Source organism: Pseudomonas sp. PA-4-8C, assembly GCF_021606625.1.
Classification (GTDB): Bacteria; Pseudomonadota; Gammaproteobacteria; order Pseudomonadales; family Pseudomonadaceae; genus Aquipseudomonas; species Aquipseudomonas lactis.
Map to the genome: position 1 here is coordinate 1 of NZ_WKCD01000027.1, position 18,091 is coordinate 18,091.

At 59.5% G+C, this 18,091-nt stretch carries 18 protein-coding genes; 10 read left to right on the plus strand and 8 right to left on the minus strand.

Going from position 1 to position 18,091, the window contains the following annotated elements; genetic code table 11:
* Window positions 1–15 precede the first annotated feature (15 nt).
* A complete protein-coding gene (locus GIW04_RS07420) occupies window positions 16–237 on the plus strand; it encodes a YgdI/YgdR family lipoprotein (RefSeq protein ID WP_003189935.1) in 222 nt (73 codons plus the stop codon).
* Between the two features lie 55 nt (window positions 238–292).
* Here GIW04_RS07420 and GIW04_RS07425 read toward each other — a convergent pair whose 3' ends face one another.
* From GIW04_RS07425 to GIW04_RS07435, 3 genes are all read right to left on the minus strand, one after another.
* Window positions 293–1,183: a pseudouridine synthase gene (locus GIW04_RS07425; protein WP_094774924.1), complete on the minus strand. Its 891-nt coding sequence runs from the start codon at window positions 1,181–1,183 to the stop codon at window positions 293–295.
* A gap of 68 nt (window positions 1,184–1,251) precedes the next feature.
* Window positions 1,252–1,587 carry a hypothetical protein gene (locus GIW04_RS07430; RefSeq protein ID WP_003189932.1) on the minus strand — a complete coding sequence of 112 codons (336 nt, stop codon included), beginning with the start codon at window positions 1,585–1,587 and terminating at the stop codon, window positions 1,252–1,254.
* Window positions 1,588–1,661: 74 nt separating this feature from the next.
* On the minus strand, window positions 1,662–1,898 hold the full coding sequence (locus GIW04_RS07435) for a glutaredoxin family protein (RefSeq protein ID WP_003189931.1): 237 nt from the start codon (window positions 1,896–1,898) through the stop codon (window positions 1,662–1,664).
* A gap of 242 nt (window positions 1,899–2,140) precedes the next feature.
* Between GIW04_RS07435 and GIW04_RS07440 the strand changes: the two genes are divergently transcribed.
* A complete protein-coding gene (locus tag GIW04_RS07440; protein ID WP_120247719.1) occupies window positions 2,141–3,877 on the plus strand; it encodes a cation:proton antiporter in 1,737 nt (578 codons plus the stop codon).
* Here GIW04_RS07440 and GIW04_RS07445 read toward each other — a convergent pair.
* Window positions 3,864–5,072, minus strand: coding sequence for an ammonium transporter (locus GIW04_RS07445; protein ID WP_003189927.1), 1,209 nt, complete (start codon window positions 5,070–5,072; stop codon window positions 3,864–3,866). The two genes, GIW04_RS07440 and GIW04_RS07445, sit on opposite strands and share 14 nt — an antisense overlap.
* Before the next feature lie 345 nt (window positions 5,073–5,417).
* On the opposite strand from GIW04_RS07445, the gene GIW04_RS07450 reads away from it, so the two are divergent.
* The 7 genes from GIW04_RS07450 to GIW04_RS07480 all read left to right on the plus strand — a co-directional run bounded on the left by GIW04_RS07450 (window position 5,418) and on the right by GIW04_RS07480 (window position 13,064).
* Complete coding sequence (locus tag GIW04_RS07450; RefSeq protein WP_003189926.1) at window positions 5,418–5,732, plus strand: DUF883 family protein; 315 nt, start codon at window positions 5,418–5,420, stop codon at window positions 5,730–5,732.
* Between the two features lie 2 nt (window positions 5,733–5,734).
* Window positions 5,735–6,139 carry a phage holin family protein gene (locus tag GIW04_RS07455; protein WP_032892696.1) on the plus strand — a complete coding sequence of 135 codons (405 nt, stop codon included), beginning with the start codon at window positions 5,735–5,737 and terminating at the stop codon, window positions 6,137–6,139.
* Entirely contained in the window at window positions 6,136–6,477 is a 342-nt protein-coding gene (locus GIW04_RS07460; protein ID WP_120247718.1) for a hypothetical protein, read from the plus strand. Before GIW04_RS07455 ends, GIW04_RS07460 begins: the two co-directional genes overlap by 4 nt.
* 165 nt (window positions 6,478–6,642) lie before the next feature.
* Window positions 6,643–7,974, plus strand: a complete 1,332-nt coding sequence (locus tag GIW04_RS07465; RefSeq protein WP_003189920.1) for a deoxyguanosinetriphosphate triphosphohydrolase — start codon at window positions 6,643–6,645, stop codon at window positions 7,972–7,974.
* A 168-nt stretch (window positions 7,975–8,142) separates the two neighbouring features.
* The gene (locus tag GIW04_RS07470; protein ID WP_003189919.1) at window positions 8,143–8,544 is read left to right on the plus strand and encodes a response regulator; all 402 of its coding nucleotides are present in this window, start codon (window positions 8,143–8,145) and stop codon (window positions 8,542–8,544) included.
* 249 nt (window positions 8,545–8,793) lie between these two features.
* Window positions 8,794–9,420 carry a response regulator transcription factor gene (locus GIW04_RS07475; RefSeq protein WP_003189917.1) on the plus strand — a complete coding sequence of 209 codons (627 nt, stop codon included), beginning with the start codon at window positions 8,794–8,796 and terminating at the stop codon, window positions 9,418–9,420.
* An 8-nt stretch (window positions 9,421–9,428) separates the two neighbouring features.
* Entirely contained in the window at window positions 9,429–13,064 is a 3,636-nt protein-coding gene (locus tag GIW04_RS07480; protein WP_003189916.1) for a transporter substrate-binding domain-containing protein, read from the plus strand.
* 70 nt (window positions 13,065–13,134) lie between these two features.
* On the opposite strand, the gene GIW04_RS07485 is transcribed toward GIW04_RS07480, so the two are convergent.
* Both GIW04_RS07485 and GIW04_RS07490 read right to left on the minus strand, forming a co-directional pair.
* Entirely contained in the window at window positions 13,135–13,617 is a 483-nt protein-coding gene (locus GIW04_RS07485; protein ID WP_034135162.1) for a GAF domain-containing protein, read from the minus strand.
* Window positions 13,614–14,504 carry an ATP-binding protein gene (locus tag GIW04_RS07490; RefSeq protein ID WP_034135161.1) on the minus strand — a complete coding sequence of 297 codons (891 nt, stop codon included), beginning with the start codon at window positions 14,502–14,504 and terminating at the stop codon, window positions 13,614–13,616. Before GIW04_RS07490 ends, GIW04_RS07485 begins: the two co-directional genes overlap by 4 nt.
* A 164-nt stretch (window positions 14,505–14,668) precedes the next feature.
* Here GIW04_RS07490 and GIW04_RS07495 point away from each other — a divergent pair, with 164 nt between their 5' ends.
* A complete protein-coding gene (locus GIW04_RS07495; RefSeq protein ID WP_120247717.1) occupies window positions 14,669–16,978 on the plus strand; it encodes a hybrid sensor histidine kinase/response regulator in 2,310 nt (769 codons plus the stop codon).
* A gap of 21 nt (window positions 16,979–16,999) precedes the next feature.
* Here GIW04_RS07495 and GIW04_RS07500 read toward each other — a convergent pair whose 3' ends face one another.
* Together GIW04_RS07500 and msrB are read right to left on the minus strand one after the other, a co-directional pair.
* Window positions 17,000–17,485, minus strand: a complete 486-nt coding sequence (locus GIW04_RS07500) for a glutathione peroxidase (protein WP_014717681.1) — start codon at window positions 17,483–17,485, stop codon at window positions 17,000–17,002.
* Between the two features lie 152 nt (window positions 17,486–17,637).
* The gene (gene msrB, locus GIW04_RS07505; RefSeq protein WP_003189907.1) at window positions 17,638–18,030 is read right to left on the minus strand and encodes a peptide-methionine (R)-S-oxide reductase MsrB; all 393 of its coding nucleotides are present in this window, start codon (window positions 18,028–18,030) and stop codon (window positions 17,638–17,640) included.
* Window positions 18,031–18,091: the final 61 nt, after the last annotated feature.

Sequence of the window (18,091 nt, forward strand, 5' to 3'; positions counted from 1 at the left end):
CTCGGAGACAAACTCATGACTCAACGGACCATCGCCGCTCTCATGCTTGCACTGGGCCTCGCCACCCTCGCCGGTTGCGCTTCGCCAACAGTGATCACCCTGAATGACGGTCGCGAAATCCAGGCCGTCGACACCCCGAAATACGATGAAGATTCGGGCTTCTACGAATTCGAACAGCTGGACGGCAAGCACACCCGAATCAACAAAGATCAGGTTCGCACTGTTAAAGACCTGTAAGTCTTAACGCTCGCACACAAGGCCCGCCTAGCGCGGGCCTTGTTGTTCCTGGGGTTTACCAGTCCAAGGTGATCTGGCTGCGGAAGCTGCGCTCCTGGCCGCTCACCGGGTCGATAAAACGCACGCCTTGGGCCAACAGCTTGAGTGGCCTTGCGTAATCATCCTCGGCGTCCTTGATCACTTCGGGGTAGAACGGGTCATTGCAGATGCTCGCTCCCAGCGCCGTCATGTGCACGCGCAGCTGGTGCTTCTTGCCGGTCACCGGGAACAGGCCGTAGCGCCATAGATCGCCATTTTTCTCGCGCACCTCTACCGCCGTCTCAGTGTTGCTAGCGCCCGGCCCTTCCTGCATGCGAAAGAAAGGTTCGCCATCCACCAAGCGGCTTTTGTGCACCAACGGGAAGCTGAGATGCGGCAAGGCCGGGGCGATGGCTTCGTAGAATTTGTCGATACGTCGCGTGGGAAACAATTGCTGATAGGCCGAACGGCTATGCGGGTTGGCGGAGAACAGCACCAACCCCGCCGTATGCCGGTCGATACGGTGCAGAGGCACCAGAGCGGGGTTGTCCAGGCGCCGGATCAAGCGGCGCAACAAAGTGTGCTCGACGTACTCGCCAGCGGGTGTCACTGGCAGGAAATGCGGTTTGTCCGCCACCACCAGATGCTCATCGGCGTACAGGATGCTTTCCTGCACCGGAATCACTTTCTCGTTGAGCACTTCGCGAAAGTAATAGATGCACAGGCCTTCCTTGTAGCCCAGGCCCAGGCTGATCGGGCTACCGTTGACATCCAGCACCCGGCCTCGGGCAATGCGGTCCAGCCACTGTTCACGGCCAATGGCCGGGAAGTGTGCGCACAAGCAGTCGAGCACCGTCCCCCAGGAGCCCGGCGGCAAGTACAGGGTGCTGGCTTGGTGCTGGGAGGGAGAAAAAACGCAAGTAGACATGCCGACGCTCAAAGCCTGGAAACAGGCGAGCATTATCGCCCATGGCGCGCGATTGCCTAGGGCCTATCTCAGGCCTTGGCCAGTTGAGCCCGCAGCACCGGCGAGGCGCTCGCCGCCTCGGTGAATTCCTTGAGCCAGCGCAGCACGTCCACTGCTTCCCAACGGCCCGGGTCATACAGCGCGTAGAGCAAGCCCTGATAACCCACCACATCCAGCTGCTTGTGATAACCGGCGCGCTGGAACAGCGCCTCGATTTCCGCAAAGCAGGTGTTGAAATGCACTTTGTTAAACGGCGTCTTGCCTTCCGTAACCAGGCCATCGAGGCGCAGCTCGTTCACCGCGTCGCGTACCACATCGGCGGACATGCGATTGACGCTGCTTTTAAGTTGTTCAACATTCACCACGGGCGTTCCCTCTATTCAATCGCTGTACGAATATACAGTAACTTAATATTTGGAAAGCCGCCATCGCATAAATCTCAGCGCAGGAAGGCAACCACCTGATCGGTGTCGAACGGCCAGTCCAGTTCCGCCCCGGTGTCCATGCGGCGAAGCACCGGAATACGCAGGCCGTAGACATCTGTCAGGTCCTGGGGATCGGTGATATCCACCAACTCCACCAACAGCCCGTGTTCGACGAGCGGCATGATTTCGGCTTCGGCGATCTCACACAGATGGCAACCCAGGGTGCCGAACAGCTGGCATTCAGGAAGCATGATCAAAGGACTCAGGTCACAAAACGAACGTCCATTCTAAGCCCAACAAGCCCCTTGTAGGAGCGAGCTTGCTCGCGAAAAGCTCCCGTGCGCCGCGCTCATTCAGGAACCTGCGCGCTAGCGTTGACGTTTTTCGCGAGCAAGCTCGCTCCTACGGTGCAAAAAGCCTGACCCAGATCACCATGGCCTATAACTGATTCAGCGATTCTCGCGGCTTTTTTGCCGCTCACCCTGCAACGGAGATGCCTGTGTTCGCCAACCTGCTGATTATCCTGGCCTCATCCCTGGTGGTGATTGCGCTGTTTCGCCGGCTGCAACTGCCCCCTGTGCTGGGCTACCTGTGCGTTGGCCTGGCAGTGGGGCCCACCGCGTTGGATTGGGTCAATGACAACGAAGACCTGCCGGACCTCGCCGAGATGGGCGTGGTGTTCCTGCTGTTTTCCCTGGGGCTGGAGTTTTCCCTGTCGAAAATGTTGGCGCTGCGCAGCGTGGTATTTGGCCTGGGCAGCCTGCAAGTGCTGGGGTGTGGGGCATTGCTGGGCGCATTACTGATGGGCTTTGGCCTCGCACCCGGCATCGCGCTGCTGCTGGGCGCAGGGCTGGCGTTATCGTCCACGGCCATTGTCAGCAAAGAGTTGACCAGCCTCGGTGAGATCTTCAGCAGTCATGGCCAGAACGCGATAGGCGTGTTGCTGTTTCAGGACGTCGTGGCGGTGTTGCTGCTGACATTGGTGCCGGTGTTTGCCGGCAGCAGTGACCAAGCCTGGTACTGGGCGCTGCCGCTGACCCTGGGCAAGACCGTGGTGCTGTTCGTGGGCCTGTTGTTCGCCAGCCGCTGGTTGCTGCCGCGCCTGTTTCGTGAAGTCGCCGCGTCGCATTCGGCGGAGCTGTTTGTGCTGCTGGCGCTGGTGATTGTCTTGCTCACCGCCTGGCTCACCCACCTGCTGGGGCTGTCCCCTGCCCTCGGCGCGTTCCTGGCCGGCATGTTGCTGGGCGAGAGTCATTACCGGCACCAGATCGAAGCGGATATCCGCCCGTTTCGCGACATTCTGCTGGGGCTGTTTTTTGTCAGCATCGGCATGCTTATCGACCTGCAGTTGTTCGTCAGCCACAGCCTGTTGATCCTCGGCCTGACGCTCGCGTTGATGCTGGTCAAAGGCATGGTGGTCGCGGCGCTGGTCAAATGGCGTAACAGCGACACCGAAACGGCCTGGCGCAGCGGCCTGGCACTGGCCCAGGGCGGCGAGTTCTGTTTTGCGCTGATGGCGCAGATGCAGCAGAGCCGGTTGATTCCCGATGAGTTCAACGGCTTGCTATTGGCCGCCACCTTCTGCTCGATGCTGCTGACACCGCTGCTGTTGCGTGCGGCACCGGCCGTTGCCCTGCGCCTGCACCGCAAGCCCAACCAGCAAGTGCAACTGGAGCAGATCACCGCGCTCAATGCCCAACTGCACGGGCACGTAGTGATTTGCGGCTATGGCCGCGTAGGCCAGTCCATTGGGCGCTTTATGCGCCGCGAACAACAGGCGTTTATCGCCCTGGATGATGACCCCGAACGGGTGCAGGAAGCCGCCACCGAGGACAGCAGCGTGCATTACGGCGACTGCCGCCGTGGCGCCTTGCTCAGCGCCGTCGGCCTGGAGCGGGCGCGGTTGGTGGTGATCGCGGTGGACAACAGCGATGTCGCCCTGGTGGTGCTCAAGGAGGCGCGGCAGATCAACCCCAACGTGCCGATCCTGGTGCGCACCCGCGATGACAGCCAGTTGGCTGAGCTCAAGGCCGCGGGCGCCAGCGAAGTGGTGCCCGAGTTGCTGGAGTCGAGCCTGATGCTCGCCGCCCATGCCCTGATCCTGCTGGGCCTGCCGGACCAACAGGTGCAGGCACGGGTGGATGAGGTACGGCACAACCGCTACCGCCTGCTACACGGTTTTTACCCGCCGCCACATACAGATGAAGAAGCGCCGATCAATCCTGACTGACCGCGCCGATCTTGTGGATCGACAGGTCCGCGCCGTAATACTCCTGCTCCTGGGTCAAGCGCAGCCCTTGCACGCGTTTGATCACGCCGTACACCAGCAAGCCGCCGCCAAACGCCACGACCACGCCCAGCCCGGTGCCGATCAACTGGCTGATCAGGCTCACACCGCCCAGCCCACCCAGGGCGGTCTGCCCGAAGATGCCGCAGGCAATGCCGCCCCACACACCACACAAACCATGCAACGGCCACACGCCCAGCACGTCATCGATCTTCCAGCGCGATTGGGCAGCGATAAAACACCACACGAACAAGCCGCCAGCCACCACGCCCGTGACCAACGCGCCCACCGGGTGCATCAGGTCGGAGCCGGCGCAGATCGCCACCAACCCGGCCAGGGGACCATTGTGCAGAAAACCGGGATCGTTACGGCCAATCACAAGGGCAGCCACGGTGCCACCGACCATGGCCATCAGCGAATTGACGGCCACCAGGCCACTGACGCCATTGAGGGTTTGCGCGCTCATCACGTTAAAGCCGAACCAGCCCACGATCAGAATCCACGAGCCCAGCGCCAGGAAAGGAATGCTCGACGGCGCAAACGCCACCAGGCGCCCTTCGCGATAGCGCCCATTGCGCGGGCCCAGCAGCAACACCGCCGCCAGCGCCAGCCAGCCGCCCATGGCGTGCACCACCACGGAGCCGGCAAAGTCGTGGAAGCTGGCGCCAAAGGTTACGAGCAGCCAGGCTTGCAAGCCAAAGTTGCCGTTCCACACCAGGCCTTCGAAGAACGGGTAAATAAACGCCACGATCAGCGCGGTGGCACACAACTGCGGCGCAAACTTCGCACGCTCGGCAATCCCGCCGGAAATGATCGCCGGAATCGCCGCGGCAAACGTCAGCAGGAAGAAAAACTTTACCAGGCCGTAACCATGATCGGCGCTGATGACGGCGGCCGGTTGCAGGAAGCTCACACCGTAGGAGATCCAATAGCCTATAAAGAAATAGGCCAGCGTTGAAATCGCAAAATCACTGAGGATTTTCGACAAGGCGTTGACCTGGTTCTTCTGGCGTACCGTGCCAACTTCAAGGAAGGCAAAGCCGGCGTGCATGGCCAGTACCATGACCGCGCCAATCAGGATGAACAGGGTGTTGGAACTGTGGACAAGGGTGTCCACTGCGCTTTGCAAGTTTTCCATGGAGGTTGGCAGGCCTGCATCAAGGCAAAAAGCACTAAAGCGGTTCAAGCCAGAGTTTCGCGCACTAAATTGGCACCGCCGGCTTCGCCCCTCTTCAGAGGGCGTGAACCGCTTTAGCGCAGCGTTCAACACAACAGGCCGTTGCCGATAGGGTTTTTCCGCGAAGTTGAGTGATTTAGGGTAAGGTTTTTCAAGGTGTTTACCTCGACCGCCCGGATTCAGCGCAGGCCCTAAAGCCTGCGCACCAAGGCAAAGCAAAAGCTGTACCACACAATTGCACTGAACCTTCAGCCAACGCCGCGACTCGAAACCACACGTACAGATCAGCTACCCACGGAGACAACCATGGCCGGTAAAACAGCAAAGACTGCTCAAGAGATACTGATGGAGGATTTTCAAACCCTGGTCAGCGATACCGAAAAGTTGCTGGACGACACCGCCGTGCTGGCCGGTGACCAGGCTGACGAGCTGCGCACCAAGATCCACGAGAGCCTGCTCAAGGCCCGCGAGACCTTGCAACTGACTGAGGACTCACTGCGCGAGCGCGGCCAGGCGGCGATCACTGCCACCGAAGACTACGTGCAAGCCAACCCATGGCAGTCGGTCGGCATTGCTGCCGGCGTAGGCTTTTTGATCGGTCTGCTGGCTACAAGGCGCTAACCATGTCTATCGGCGAATCCAGCTCATCTTCGAGCGCACATTCCTCAGCAAGCGGTTCGACCTCCCGACGCCTGGGCGCAGCTGTGCTGGGCTTGCTGCACAGTCACGTCGAGTTGTTTGGTATTGAATTACAAGAGCAAAAGGCCCGTACCGTGAGCCTGTTGCTGTTTGCCGGCCTGGCATTGGTGTTTGCCCTGCTGTTGCTGGTGGGGTTGTCGACCCTGGTGATGATCCTGGTGTGGGACACAGGCTATCGCCTCACCGGTATCATCTGCCTGTGCGTGTTCTATAGCCTGGCCGCTGCGTTCTGCGGTGTGCGCTTGAAGGCGGCGGTGTTCGATGAGTCCACGCCCTTCCACGCCACGCTCGAAGAACTGGCCAATGACCGGGAGCGCCTGCTGCCATGAGCATGACTGAGATCCCGCAAAACACGTCACGCCGGGAAATGCGCAAAGCCTTGATCCGCCTGCGCATGGAAATGCACCGCCAGGAAATCCGGCATGAGTCCCAACAACTCATGGCGCCCCTGCACAGAATGCGCAACATGCGCCACAACTGGCAGGACAGCCTGGGCATCAAGCACGCGCCGTTGTGGGGCGTGGCGGCGGTCACGCTGATGGGCTTCTTTACCGGCAAAGGCGCCAAGGGCGGCAGCATCAGCAGCGTCACGCGCCTGGTGCGGCTGGGTGCCGGGTTGATCCCGCTGATCAAGTTGGCCATGCAGAGCTCTTCGCGCAAAAGCTGATACGCGTGAGCCGATGACCGCAATGACCAGACACGTGCTGGTCATTGCGGTTTTTTGCGCTGGCTGTTAATTGATATCGACTCGGCTTACCGCTGGATTCGCTTGCATCACAAAAGCCGAAGCGGGAAGCTGGAACTGTCATTCACGTTACGGAGAACCTGCGCCTTGGATTGGCCCACCCTGCTGACCCGCGAACGTCTTGGAAAACCCCTGCACAGCCCTGAAGAACTGGGCCGCAGCCCCTTCCACAAAGATCACGACCGCATTATTTTCTCCGGCGCGTTCCGGCGCCTGGGCCGCAAGACCCAAGTGCATCCGGTTTCGAGTAACGACCATATCCATACACGCTTGACCCACTCCCTGGAAGTCAGCTGCGTGGGGCGTTCACTCGGCATGCGCGTGGGCGAAACCCTGCGCAGCGCCCTGCCCGACTGGTGCGACCCGAGCGACCTGGGCATGGTGGTGCAATCGGCCTGCCTGGCCCATGACATCGGCAACCCGCCATTCGGGCATTCTGGCGAAGACGCCATTCGCCACTGGTTCCAACAGGCCGCCGGGCGCGGCTGGCTGGATGACATGAGCGGCGCGGAACGCAATGACTTCCTGAACTTCGAAGGCAATGCCCAGGGCTTTCGGGTACTCACCCAACTTGAATACCATCAGTTCGACGGCGGCACGCGGCTGACCTACGCCACGTTGGGCACTTACCTCAAATACCCCTGGACCGCCCGCCACGCCGACTCGCTGGGCTACAAGAAACACAAGTTCGGCTGTTATCAGAGCGAGCTGCCGATTCTTGAGCAGATCGCCCACAAGCTTGGCCTGCCCCAGTTGGAGGAGCAACGCTGGGCACGTCACCCGCTCGTCTACCTGATGGAGGCCGCCGACGATATCTGCTATGCGCTGATCGACTTGGAAGACGGCCTGGAAATGGAGCTTCTGCAGTACGCCGAAGTCGAGTCGCTGCTGCTGAACCTGGTCGGCGATGACCTGCCGCAAACCTATCGCCAACTGGGCCCAATGGACTCACGTCGCCGCAAGCTGGCGATCCTGCGCGGCAAAGCCATCGAGCACCTGACCAATGCGGCGGCGCAGGCGTTTGTCGAACAGCAGGACGCCCTGTTGGCCGGCACGCTGCCCGGTGACTTGGTGGAGCACATGCACGGCCCGGCAAAGCGCTGCGTGCTGGATGCCAAGGACATGGCGCGCAAGAAGATCTTCCAGGACAAGCGCAAGACATTGCATGAGATCGGGGCCTACACCACCCTGGAAATTCTGCTGAATGCCTTTTGCGGCGCGGCCCTGGAGCAACATGGCGGGCGCACGCCGTCGTTCAAGAACCGGCGCATTCTCGATTTGCTGGGCAATAGCGCGCCGGACCCCGCCTGGCCGCTGCACGCCTCTTTCCTGCGCATGATCGACTTCATCGCCGGTATGACCGACAGCTACGCCACCGAAATGGCACGGGAAATGACTGGGCGCTCCAGCCCTCAATAACGACTCCATCCAGCTGCCTGTTCCCTGAAGCGAATTGCCCTACGATGGGAACAGAGCGGCCTGATCGAATTCGTACAGGCGCACGAAGAATAATCACGCGCGCCCCCAACGGACCCGCCGAGTAATTCCTACTGCCCCCATCGACGCTTGCCTTACTGTGTGCTCTTTATGCCCAGCTATTCTCTTCGTATTGTTTTGGTGGAGGATCACCCCTTTCAACTCATGGCCACCCAGTGCCTGCTCAGAAGCTTCGGCTTCGATCAACTGACCCCGGTGGAAAACGCCGAGCAAGCCATACGCGTGATGAGTCAGTCCGAACACCCTTTCGACCTGATGTTATGCGACCAATGCCTGCCCGACCTGCCCGGGCTTGAATTGGTGGAAATCGCCAGCCGCCGGCGCTTCATCACCAGCGCTATCTTGTTAAGCGGTTTACCCACCTCGGAATTGGTTAACCTGACGATACAAGCCGCACAACGAAGTCTGCCCCTCCTTGGCTACTTATCAAAACCTTTGAACAAAGATGAACTTGAGCGATTAGTCCGCTCAACTTTTAACCCGCTCCTGTAGGATTTTAAACATCCCCTACAACGAAAAACGATTCGGGGTCCGCCGTAAATCTCCAAGCCTCCTTTCTTGTCTGGCTCATCCTCAAAACGCTCACATGCGCTGTCACGATTACCTAACAACTTGTAGGCCGATACCTTTTTAAATGTAGGAACTTTCCTGTTCTGCATCTACTCCGTGCGAGCTTCATACTGCGCACTCACCTTCTGAGCTAATGTGCCCGCTTTATCTGCACCTGCATGGAAAGTGACTATGAACACAGTTTTTATTATCGATGACCACCCCGTTATCCGGCTTGCCATTCGAATGTTGCTGGAGCACGAAGGTTACAAAGTCGTCGGCGAAACAGATAACGGGTGCGATGCCATACAGATGGTCCGTGAATGCCTTCCAGACCTGGTGATTCTCGACATCAGCATCCCGAAACTTGATGGCCTTGAGGTGCTCTGCCGGTTCAACGCCATGAACACCTCCATGAAAACCCTGGTGCTCACGGCCCAATGCCCCACGCTGTTTGCCACGCGCTGCATGCGCTCGGGGGCGGAAGGCTACGTGTGCAAGGAGGGTGACCTGAGCGAGTTGCTGAGTGCCATTCGCGCGGTGCTGTCCGGCTACAACTACTTCCCCAGCCAGGCCTTGAATGGCCCCGGAACCGAAGGCATGGATGCTCAAGAGCTGGAGCTGTTCAAGACCGTCAACGACCGGGAACTGATGGTCCTGCAACTGTTTGCACAGGGCCGCACTAACAAGGAAATCGCCAAAGGCATGTTCTTAAGTAACAAGACCGTCAGCACTTATAAAAAGAGACTCATGCAAAAACTTCAAGCCAAATCCTTGGTTGACCTCATCGAGATGGCAAAACGAAACGCGCTAGTGTGAGAAAGCGGATGCCCAGGCGTATAAAGGACTATCTAATAATACTAAGTGCCGGTTTGTACTTCAGCACGACTGTGCTCGCTGAGCACCAAACCAGCCCGGAACGCTTCACCCTCTTGAGTCGCGCGGGAGCTGTTCAACTGGACACTCATTTTGACAAGGCCCAGCGCCAGTGGCTGCAGAACAAACGTGAACTAACGCTGGGGACATCCACGCCCGACTACCCGCCCTTCGACCTCACTTCCAGCGGCCATGATTACGAAGGCCTTACCGCCGACTATGCAGGACTGCTGGCCAAGGCACTCTCCCTGCCCATCACTGTGATGCGCTACCCCTCCCGAGCGGCGGCCATTCGTGCCCTGGAAGCCGGGGAAATTGACCTGCTGGGCTCCTCCAACGGGTTTGAAGCTGCAACGCCGAACCTTATCCTCTCCGAACCCTATGCCGTGGACCAGCCGGTGCTGGTCACGCGCGAGGGAGAAACCCGCAGCCTCAGCGAAGGCCTCGACGGGCTGCGCCTGAGCCTTGTCTATCACTACCTGCCGCTCAATGAGGTGGAAAAGCTGTACCCCAAGGCGATCATCCGCGCCTACCCGTCTTATCAAAATGCCTTGAATGCAGTGGCCTTCGACCAGGCGGATGTGTTTCTCGGTGACACCATTTCCACCCATTACATGATCAACAAGGGCTATCTCAAAAACATTCGCATGGCCAACTTCGGCAAGCATGAAGCTTATGGTTTCAGTTTTGCCACACGCCAGGACAACCGGATGCTCCTCAGCATTGTCGATTCAGCCCTGGCCTCGGTGCCCATCAACGAAAGGGACAGCATTGCCAAGCGCTGGAGCGCCGGCAGCGACATCCTGCTGACCGACCAGAAACTGCAACTGACCCAGCGCGAAGAGCGTTGGCTCAAAGATCACCCGGTGGTCACGGTGATCGTCAACGAAACCTTCGCGCCCCTGACGTTCTTCGATGCGGACGGTAATTTTCGCGGGATCACCGCCGATCTGCTGGAGTTGATTCGCCTGCGCACCGGCCTGCGTTTTTCGGTGCAGCGCGGGCGCGACGTCAACGCGATGATCGATCAGGTCGCGGCTCAGAAAATCGATATGATCGGGGCCATCGTTCCAAGCAACGAACGAGACTCACAGCTTAATTTCAGCCGTCCTTACCTGGAAAACTCCTATGTGCTGCTGACGCGCAAAGAGCCAGGGGCGCCCACGAACATGGAGCAAATGGCAGGAAAGCGTCTGGCTATAACCCAGGGCAACCCCTTGGCCGCAACTTTGGGCAAGGACTTTCCTGAGATTCACCTGGTGGAAACCAGTGATACATTCAGAGCATCTGAGTTGCTCGCACAGGGACAAGTGGACGGGGCCGTGAATACCCTGGTGATCGCCAACTACTTCCTGTCTTCCCAGGTTTTCCAGGACCGCCTGCAAATCAGTGCCAGCATCGGCACGACCCCTGCGACCTTCACCCTGGCCACCTCGCGTCAAGCCACGGAGTTGAGCTCTATCCTCGACAAGGCCCTGCTCAGCATTGCCCCGGATGAAATGGGTGTGATCAACAGCCGCTGGCGTGGCTATACCGCCGCGTCCGACAGCTACTGGCGTAACTACCATCAATTGATCGCGCGCATCATCATCGGCACCGGGCTGTTGCTATTGATTTCCCTGGCCTGGAATGCCTACATGCGTCGCCAGATCAAGCATCGAAAAATGGCCGAACGCGCCCTCAACGATCAGTTCGAGTTCATGCGCGCACTGGTCAATGAGACGCCGCATCCGATCTACGTGCGCGACCGCAATGGGCTGTTGCAGACCTGTAACGACAGCTACCTGCAGGTGTTCGATGTCAAGCGCGAAGAGGTGATCGGCAAAAGCGTGACCCAGATGACCATGGCCCTGGCGTCGGAAGCAGCCCAGTATCATGCTGACTACCTGCGCGTAGTCGCCGAGGGCAACCCGCTGATCCTCGATCGCAGCCTGCATATCCACGACAGGAAACTGACCATCTACCATTGGATCCTGCCCTACCGCGACTCCACGGGTGAAGTCCAAGGCATCATCGGTGGCTGGATCGATATCAGTGACCGACGCCAGCTATTCGATGAACTACGCGCCGCCAAGGAGCGTGCCGACGAGGCCAACCGCGCCAAGAGCACGTTCCTGGCCACCATGAGCCACGAGATTCGCACCCCGATGAACGCCGTGATCGGCATGCTCGAACTGACGCTCAAGCGCGCCGACCAAGGGCACCTTGACCGTCCAGCGATCGAGGTGGCGTACAACTCGGCCAGAGACCTGCTGGAGCTGATCGGTGACATTCTCGACATCGCGCGTATCGAGTCCGGCCGCCTCAGCCTGGCGCCGGAGCGCGTCAACCTGCGGGAGGTGATTGAATCAGTGGTGCGCGTCTTCGACGGGCTGGCACGGCAGAAAACCCTCAGCCTGCTGCTGGAGTTCAAACCCGATCTGAACGATATCGAGGTGCTGATAGACCCACTGCGCTTCAAGCAGGTGCTATCGAACCTTGTCAGCAACGCGATCAAGTTCACCGAACAGGGGCAGGTCAAGATCAAGGTTGAGCTGCAGCCTACCCAGGCCCCGGAGCAGATCGAGCTGAGACTGGTGGTGGAAGACACCGGCATCGGCATCAGCCGGGAAGACCAACTGCGCCTGTTCGAACCCTTTGCCCAAGCGGACAACTCCGGGCAACTGGCCCGCAGTGGCGCGGGCCTGGGGCTGGTGATCTGCCGCAGCCTGTGCGCGATGATGGGCGGCCAATTGAGCCTGAGCAGCGTGCCCATGGTAGGCACCCAGGTGCACGTCAACCTCAGCATGCCTCGCCTGCAAGCGATCCAGGCGGAGGGTGAACACACGCCGCAAACGCCGGCCACCGCACTGGTGCTTAACGTACTGGTGGTAGACGACCACCCGGCGAACCGCCTGCTGATGTGCCAGCAACTGGGCTACCTGGGGCATAAATTCACCGCTGCCGAGCACGGTGCGGCGGGGTTCCAGGCCTGGCGTAAAGAGCATTTCGACCTGGTGATTGCCGACTGCAACATGCCCATCATGAATGGCTATGAACTGAGTCGCTCAATCCGTGAGTATGAGCAGCGCGAACAATTGGTGCCCTGCGTGGTACTGGGCTTTACCGCCAATGCCCAGCCAGAAGAAAGACAACGGTGCGTGCAGGCCGGCATGGATGACTGTCTGTTCAAGCCCATCAGCCTCACCGTATTGGAGCGCCAACTGGCACACATTGTCCCTAAAGCCGTGCACCAACGACTGGACCTCGAATGCCTGGAAGCGTTGACCGGAGGTGACCCCCATTTGAGTAGACGCCTGCTGGAGGAACTACTGAGCAGCAGCCATCAAGACCGCCAGATCCTTAGCGAACTGCTGGATCGACACGCGCCACTCTCGGAAATTATTGAGCAAGCCCACAAGATCAAGGGCGCAGCCCGTATCGTGCAAGCCCATTCATTGGCGGGGCAATGCGAAGCCTTGGAGCAAAGCTGTTCTCGCAATGAGGAGTGGGCCGTGATCGAAAGCGGTATCAAGGCCCTGGAACAACTCATGCAGGCACTGGAAAAGATGCTGCAGGTTCAACTGGATGAGCTGCAAAGCCAATAATCGCCAGGGCCGGTAGGGGCAGGAGTGAGCAAACGCGCCCCTACCCCAACCTGCCTTAGCACCAGCCGCTTCAGCAGTCGGTCAACCGCAGGAAAATCTCCGCCAGCCGCTCAATGCCCACCTGGTCCTGAGGGGTGAACCGGGCCAGCAATGGGCTGTCGAGGTCAAGAACGCCAATCAGGCGACCGTCCTTGACCAAGGGCACTACCAATTCACTGTTCGAAGCGCTGTCACAGGCGATATGGCCTGGGAACGCGTGCACATCCTCCACGCGCTGGGTTTGCTGTGAAGCCGCAGCCGCACCACACACACCACGACCAAACGGAATGCGCACACAGGCGATCTGCCCCTGAAAGGGCCCAAGCACCAATTCTTCATTGCGATTGAGGTAAAAGCCCGCCCAGTTCAAGTCATCCAACTGGTTGAACAGGAACGCGGAAAACTGCGCACTGTTGGCAATAAAATCGCGCTCATCAGCCAACAGCGACTCCAGTTGCGCGCACAGCATGGCATAGCCATCAAGGCCGCTGCCGGCCTGTTGTAAATCGATCATGGTTGACGTTCCAACAATTTAAGACCCACCCAGTAACGGGCGAATTGATAGGCACACCGGCCATTGCGGTTGCCCCGCCCAGTGGCCCAACGCACCGCGAGGACATCAAGCTGCTCATCGCGCTGCCACTGCAAGCCGGCCTTGCTGGCCAACTCGCCGATCCAGTGCTCCACCACATCCAGGAAATGCTCCTGGCTAAACGGGTAGAACGACAGCCACAGGCCAAAACGATCCGACAAGGCAATCTTGTCTTCAACCGCTTCGCTCGGGTGCAATTCGCCATCCACGCGCTTCCAGTTGTCATTGTCGCTCTGGTTTTCCGGCACTAGGTGGCGACGGTTGGACGTGGCATACAGCAGCACGTTTTCCGGCGCCTGTTCCAGGGAGCCATCGAGCACGCTCTTGAGCACGCGATAGTCGCCTTCGCCGGCCTCAAACGACAGGTCATCGCAAAACAGAATAAAGCGTTGGGGGAGCTTGAGCAGTTGCTCGACTACCCGCGGCAGATCCGCCAGGTGGTCACGCTCGATCTCGATCAAGCGCAAGCCCGCCTTGGCGTGCTGGGCAAGCAAGGCACGAACCATGGAAGACTTGCCGGTGCCACGCGAACCCCATAACAGCGCATGGTTGGCGGGCAAACCGTCGAGGAACTGTTGGGTGTTGCGCGCCAGTTGCCCGCGTTGTTTATCGACACCGATCAGGTCCGACAGGCGCATGTCCAGGCTGACTTCCAGCGGCAACAGGAAGCCACTGCGGCCTTCGCGCTGCCAACGGGCGGCCAGGCATTGGCTCCAGTCGATCGCTTGGCGCGGGGCGGGTAACAACGGTTCCAGGCGAGCCAGCACCGCATCGGCGCGCTCAAGAAAGGCATTCAATCGAGAATCCACAGCTATTCCTCTGGCAACTTCTTGCAAAAGATGGCGTATTGGCAACCCTGCGGCACACTGCATGGGCTGCATCAAAAAAACGATTCATGCCGGGCGAGCCAAAGCGTGTGGATGTTCAGCTATGCTTGCCGGGCGAAGGGAAACGCTAAGTGGTTCAACACTCGATGGATATCAAGTTCGCCCACCGCTTGTCTTATAAACAAGCCAGATTGACTGTGCTGGTCGGTTTCGTCTTGGGAACCCTGCTCAGCCTGATCCAAATCGGCATTGATTATGCCAGTGAAGACGCATCCATCAACCGTGAAATACGCTCACTGATTGAAATCAGCCACAACCCGGCGTCACGCATCGCCTACAACATCGATGCCGAACTCGCCCAGGAACTGACCCTGGGCCTGCTGCACTCCCCTGCCATCATCCGCGCGCAGTTGATCGACAACAATGGGGTGGTGCTGGCCGACGTCAACCGCCCGCGCAAAGAAAGCAACTATCGGCCCGTCAGCGATTTTCTGTTTGGCGCCAATCGCCAGTTCGAAGACCGGCTGTTTCTCAGCCATATGCCCAACGACTCGCTGGGTGTGCTGCGCCTTGACGTCGACACCTATGCCTTTGGCAGCCGTTTCCTGCATCGCGCCGAGATCACCCTGCTCAACGGCTTCGCCCGCAGCCTGCTGCTCACCGGGATTTTGCTCGGCCTGTTCTACGTAATGCTCACCCAACCGCTGGTGCGCATTATCCGCGAGCTGAGCACACGCAAACAGGCGCGCCTGGATTGCCCACCGGGGCATGAACACGATGAAATCGGCGTGCTGGTCAGCGTCGCCAACCAGCAATTCGAAAACATGGAAACCGAGATCCAGCAACGGCGCCACGCCGAAGACCGCCTCACGGAGTACCTGGGGCAACTGGAAAATATCGTTTCGGCGCGCACCCTTGAACTCAAGGCCAGCAACCAACGCTTGAGCCAGTCCAACGATGAGCTGGAGGCGGCGAAAATGACGGCGCTGGGCATGGCCCAGGCGCGGGCGGCATTCCTGGCCAATATGAGCCATGAAATCCGCACGCCACTCAACGGGCTGCTGGGCATGATTGCCCTGTCACTGGACAGCCCGCTGACCGCCGAACAGCGCCAGCAACTGTCCATTGCCCATGACTCAGGCAAAGTGCTGGTGGAGTTGCTCAACGATATTCTCGACCTGTCCAAATTCGACGCCGGCCAGTTGGAACTGGAGCATATCCCCTTCGACCTGGGCTCCCTGGTGGAGGACACCGCCAACCTGCTGTCACAAAACGCTGCGCCGAGTGTGGAGCTGACCTGCCTGATCGACCCGCAATTTCCCGCCCAGGTGATCGGTGACCCGACCCGTGTGCGGCAAATCGTCAGCAACTTGCTCTCCAATGCCTTGAAGTTCACCCGCTTCGGCCGCGTCGATGTGCGCCTGCGCGCCTTGGAAGGCCGGGTCAGCATCGAAGTGTGCGACACCGGCATTGGCATCGCTCAGGAAGCCCAGGTGAAAATTTTCCAGCCGTTCACCCAGGCCGGCGCTGGCATCACCCGTCAGTTTGGCGGCACGGGTTTAGGCCTGGCACTGACCCATAACCTGTGCGAAGCCATGCAAGGCCGCCTGAGTATCAGTTCGGAGGTGGGCTTTGGCAGCCAGTTCTGCGCCGACCTTCCACTGCCGGCGCATTTGCCTGCCACACGCTATGCACCGCTCACCGGCGAGGTGATCGCCATCACCAACGCCGGCGGCGGGCTGACGGAGCTGCTCACCACGCTGTTGCCCTCTTGGGGGCTGACGCCGCGCTGTTATTCCCAGGACGACGATTTGAGCGGGCTGGCGCCCGACCTGTTGATCACCGACTGCCCTGAGTGCTTGTTCCGCTTGCGCCCGGGCATCAGCGCGCCGATTCTGCTGGTCACCGCCTACGGCAACTTTTTGCCCAGCGCTGAAGTCGCGGCCCTGGCGCCGCTACAACAACAGGCACGCCCGTTGAGCCGTAACGCGCTGTACCAGATCTTGCAACGCAACCTGCGCAGCGACGCGCAACTGGTGCTCGACCCGGTACAGATAGAGGCCGCACCGCTTGCGCACCGTGCGCGCATCCTGTTGGTGGAGGACAACGCGGTCAACCAACTGGTGGCCAAGGGCATGCTCAGCAAGCTCGGGTGCGAGGTGATCGTCGCGGCCCACGGTGGCGAAGCCCTCAGGCTGCTGGAGGACCAGCGCTTCGATATGGTGTTGATGGACTGCAACATGCCCGTGATGGATGGCTATGAGGCCAGCCGACAAATTCGCCGCAGCGGGCGTTGGCCGGACTTGCCCATCGTGGCCTTGACCGCCAATGCGATGGCCGAAGAACGCGAGCGTTGCCGGGCGGCGGGTATGAACGACTACCTGGCCAAGCCGTTTCGACGGGAAGAACTCAACGCCTTGCTGGAACTGTGGGTACCGAAGACCACCAGCCTCTGACGGGTACCCGCACCGCGTAGGTCATTTGAGCAGGGCTTCGATCTCCTGGGTCAAGTCCTGGGGCTTGGTGGTTGGCGCAAAACGCTTGACCTGCTGGCCATCACGGCCGATGAGAAACTTGGTGAAGTTCCACTTGATGTTCTTGGAGCCCAGCAGACCCGGTGCCTGTTTTTTCAACTGCACGAACAGCGGGTGGGCATCGCTGCCATTGACGTCGATTTTCTTGAACAGCGGAAAACTGACGCCGAAGTTCAGCTCGCAGAACTCGGATATCGCACCTTCGTTGCCCGGCTCCTGCTTGCCGAACTGGTTGCAGGGAAAGCCGAGCACTACCAGGCCCTGGTCCTTGTATTGCTGCCAAAGCTGCTCAAGGCCCTTGTACTGCGGGGTGAAGCCGCATTTGCTGGCGGTGTTGACCACCAGAATGGCCTTGCCGGCAAAATCGGCCAAGGTTTTTTGTTCACCCTTGATGGTGGTGCAAGGGATGCTCAGCAGGGAGTCGCTCATGGCAATACCTCAAGTCAGCGAAAGAAGAACCTTATTCGTGTAGGAGCGAGCTTGCTCGCGAAAAACTCCCAGACGCCGCGTTCATTCAGGCGCCCCGCGTTATCGTTGACGTTTTTCGCGAGCAAGCTCGCTCCTACGGGGGCTATGCAAGCCTAGCGCGGCACCAGATCCAGGCATACCGAGTTGATGCAGTAGCGCAGGCCCGTCGGCGGTGGACCGTCCGGGAACACATGCCCCAGGTGTGCATCACATTTGGCGCAGGTGACTTCGGTGCGAATCATGCCGTGACTGACGTCGCGGATCTCGACCATTGCGCTATCGGCAATCGGCTCATAGAAGCTGGGCCAGCCGCAGCCGGAATCAAACTTGGCCTTGGAATCGAACAGCGGCTCGTTGCAGCAGATGCAGTGGTAGACGCCGTCGGTCTTGGTGGCGTTGTACTTGCCGCTGAACGGTCGCTCGGTACCCTTGAGACGGCACACGTTGTACTGCTCCGGATCGAGCATCGCCTTCCATTCGTCTACAGTTTTCTGCAACTTATCCATCGGTACACCTCGGCAACTGAAAAACCCTGATCTGTGTCTTTTCCATGGATCAGGCGGCACG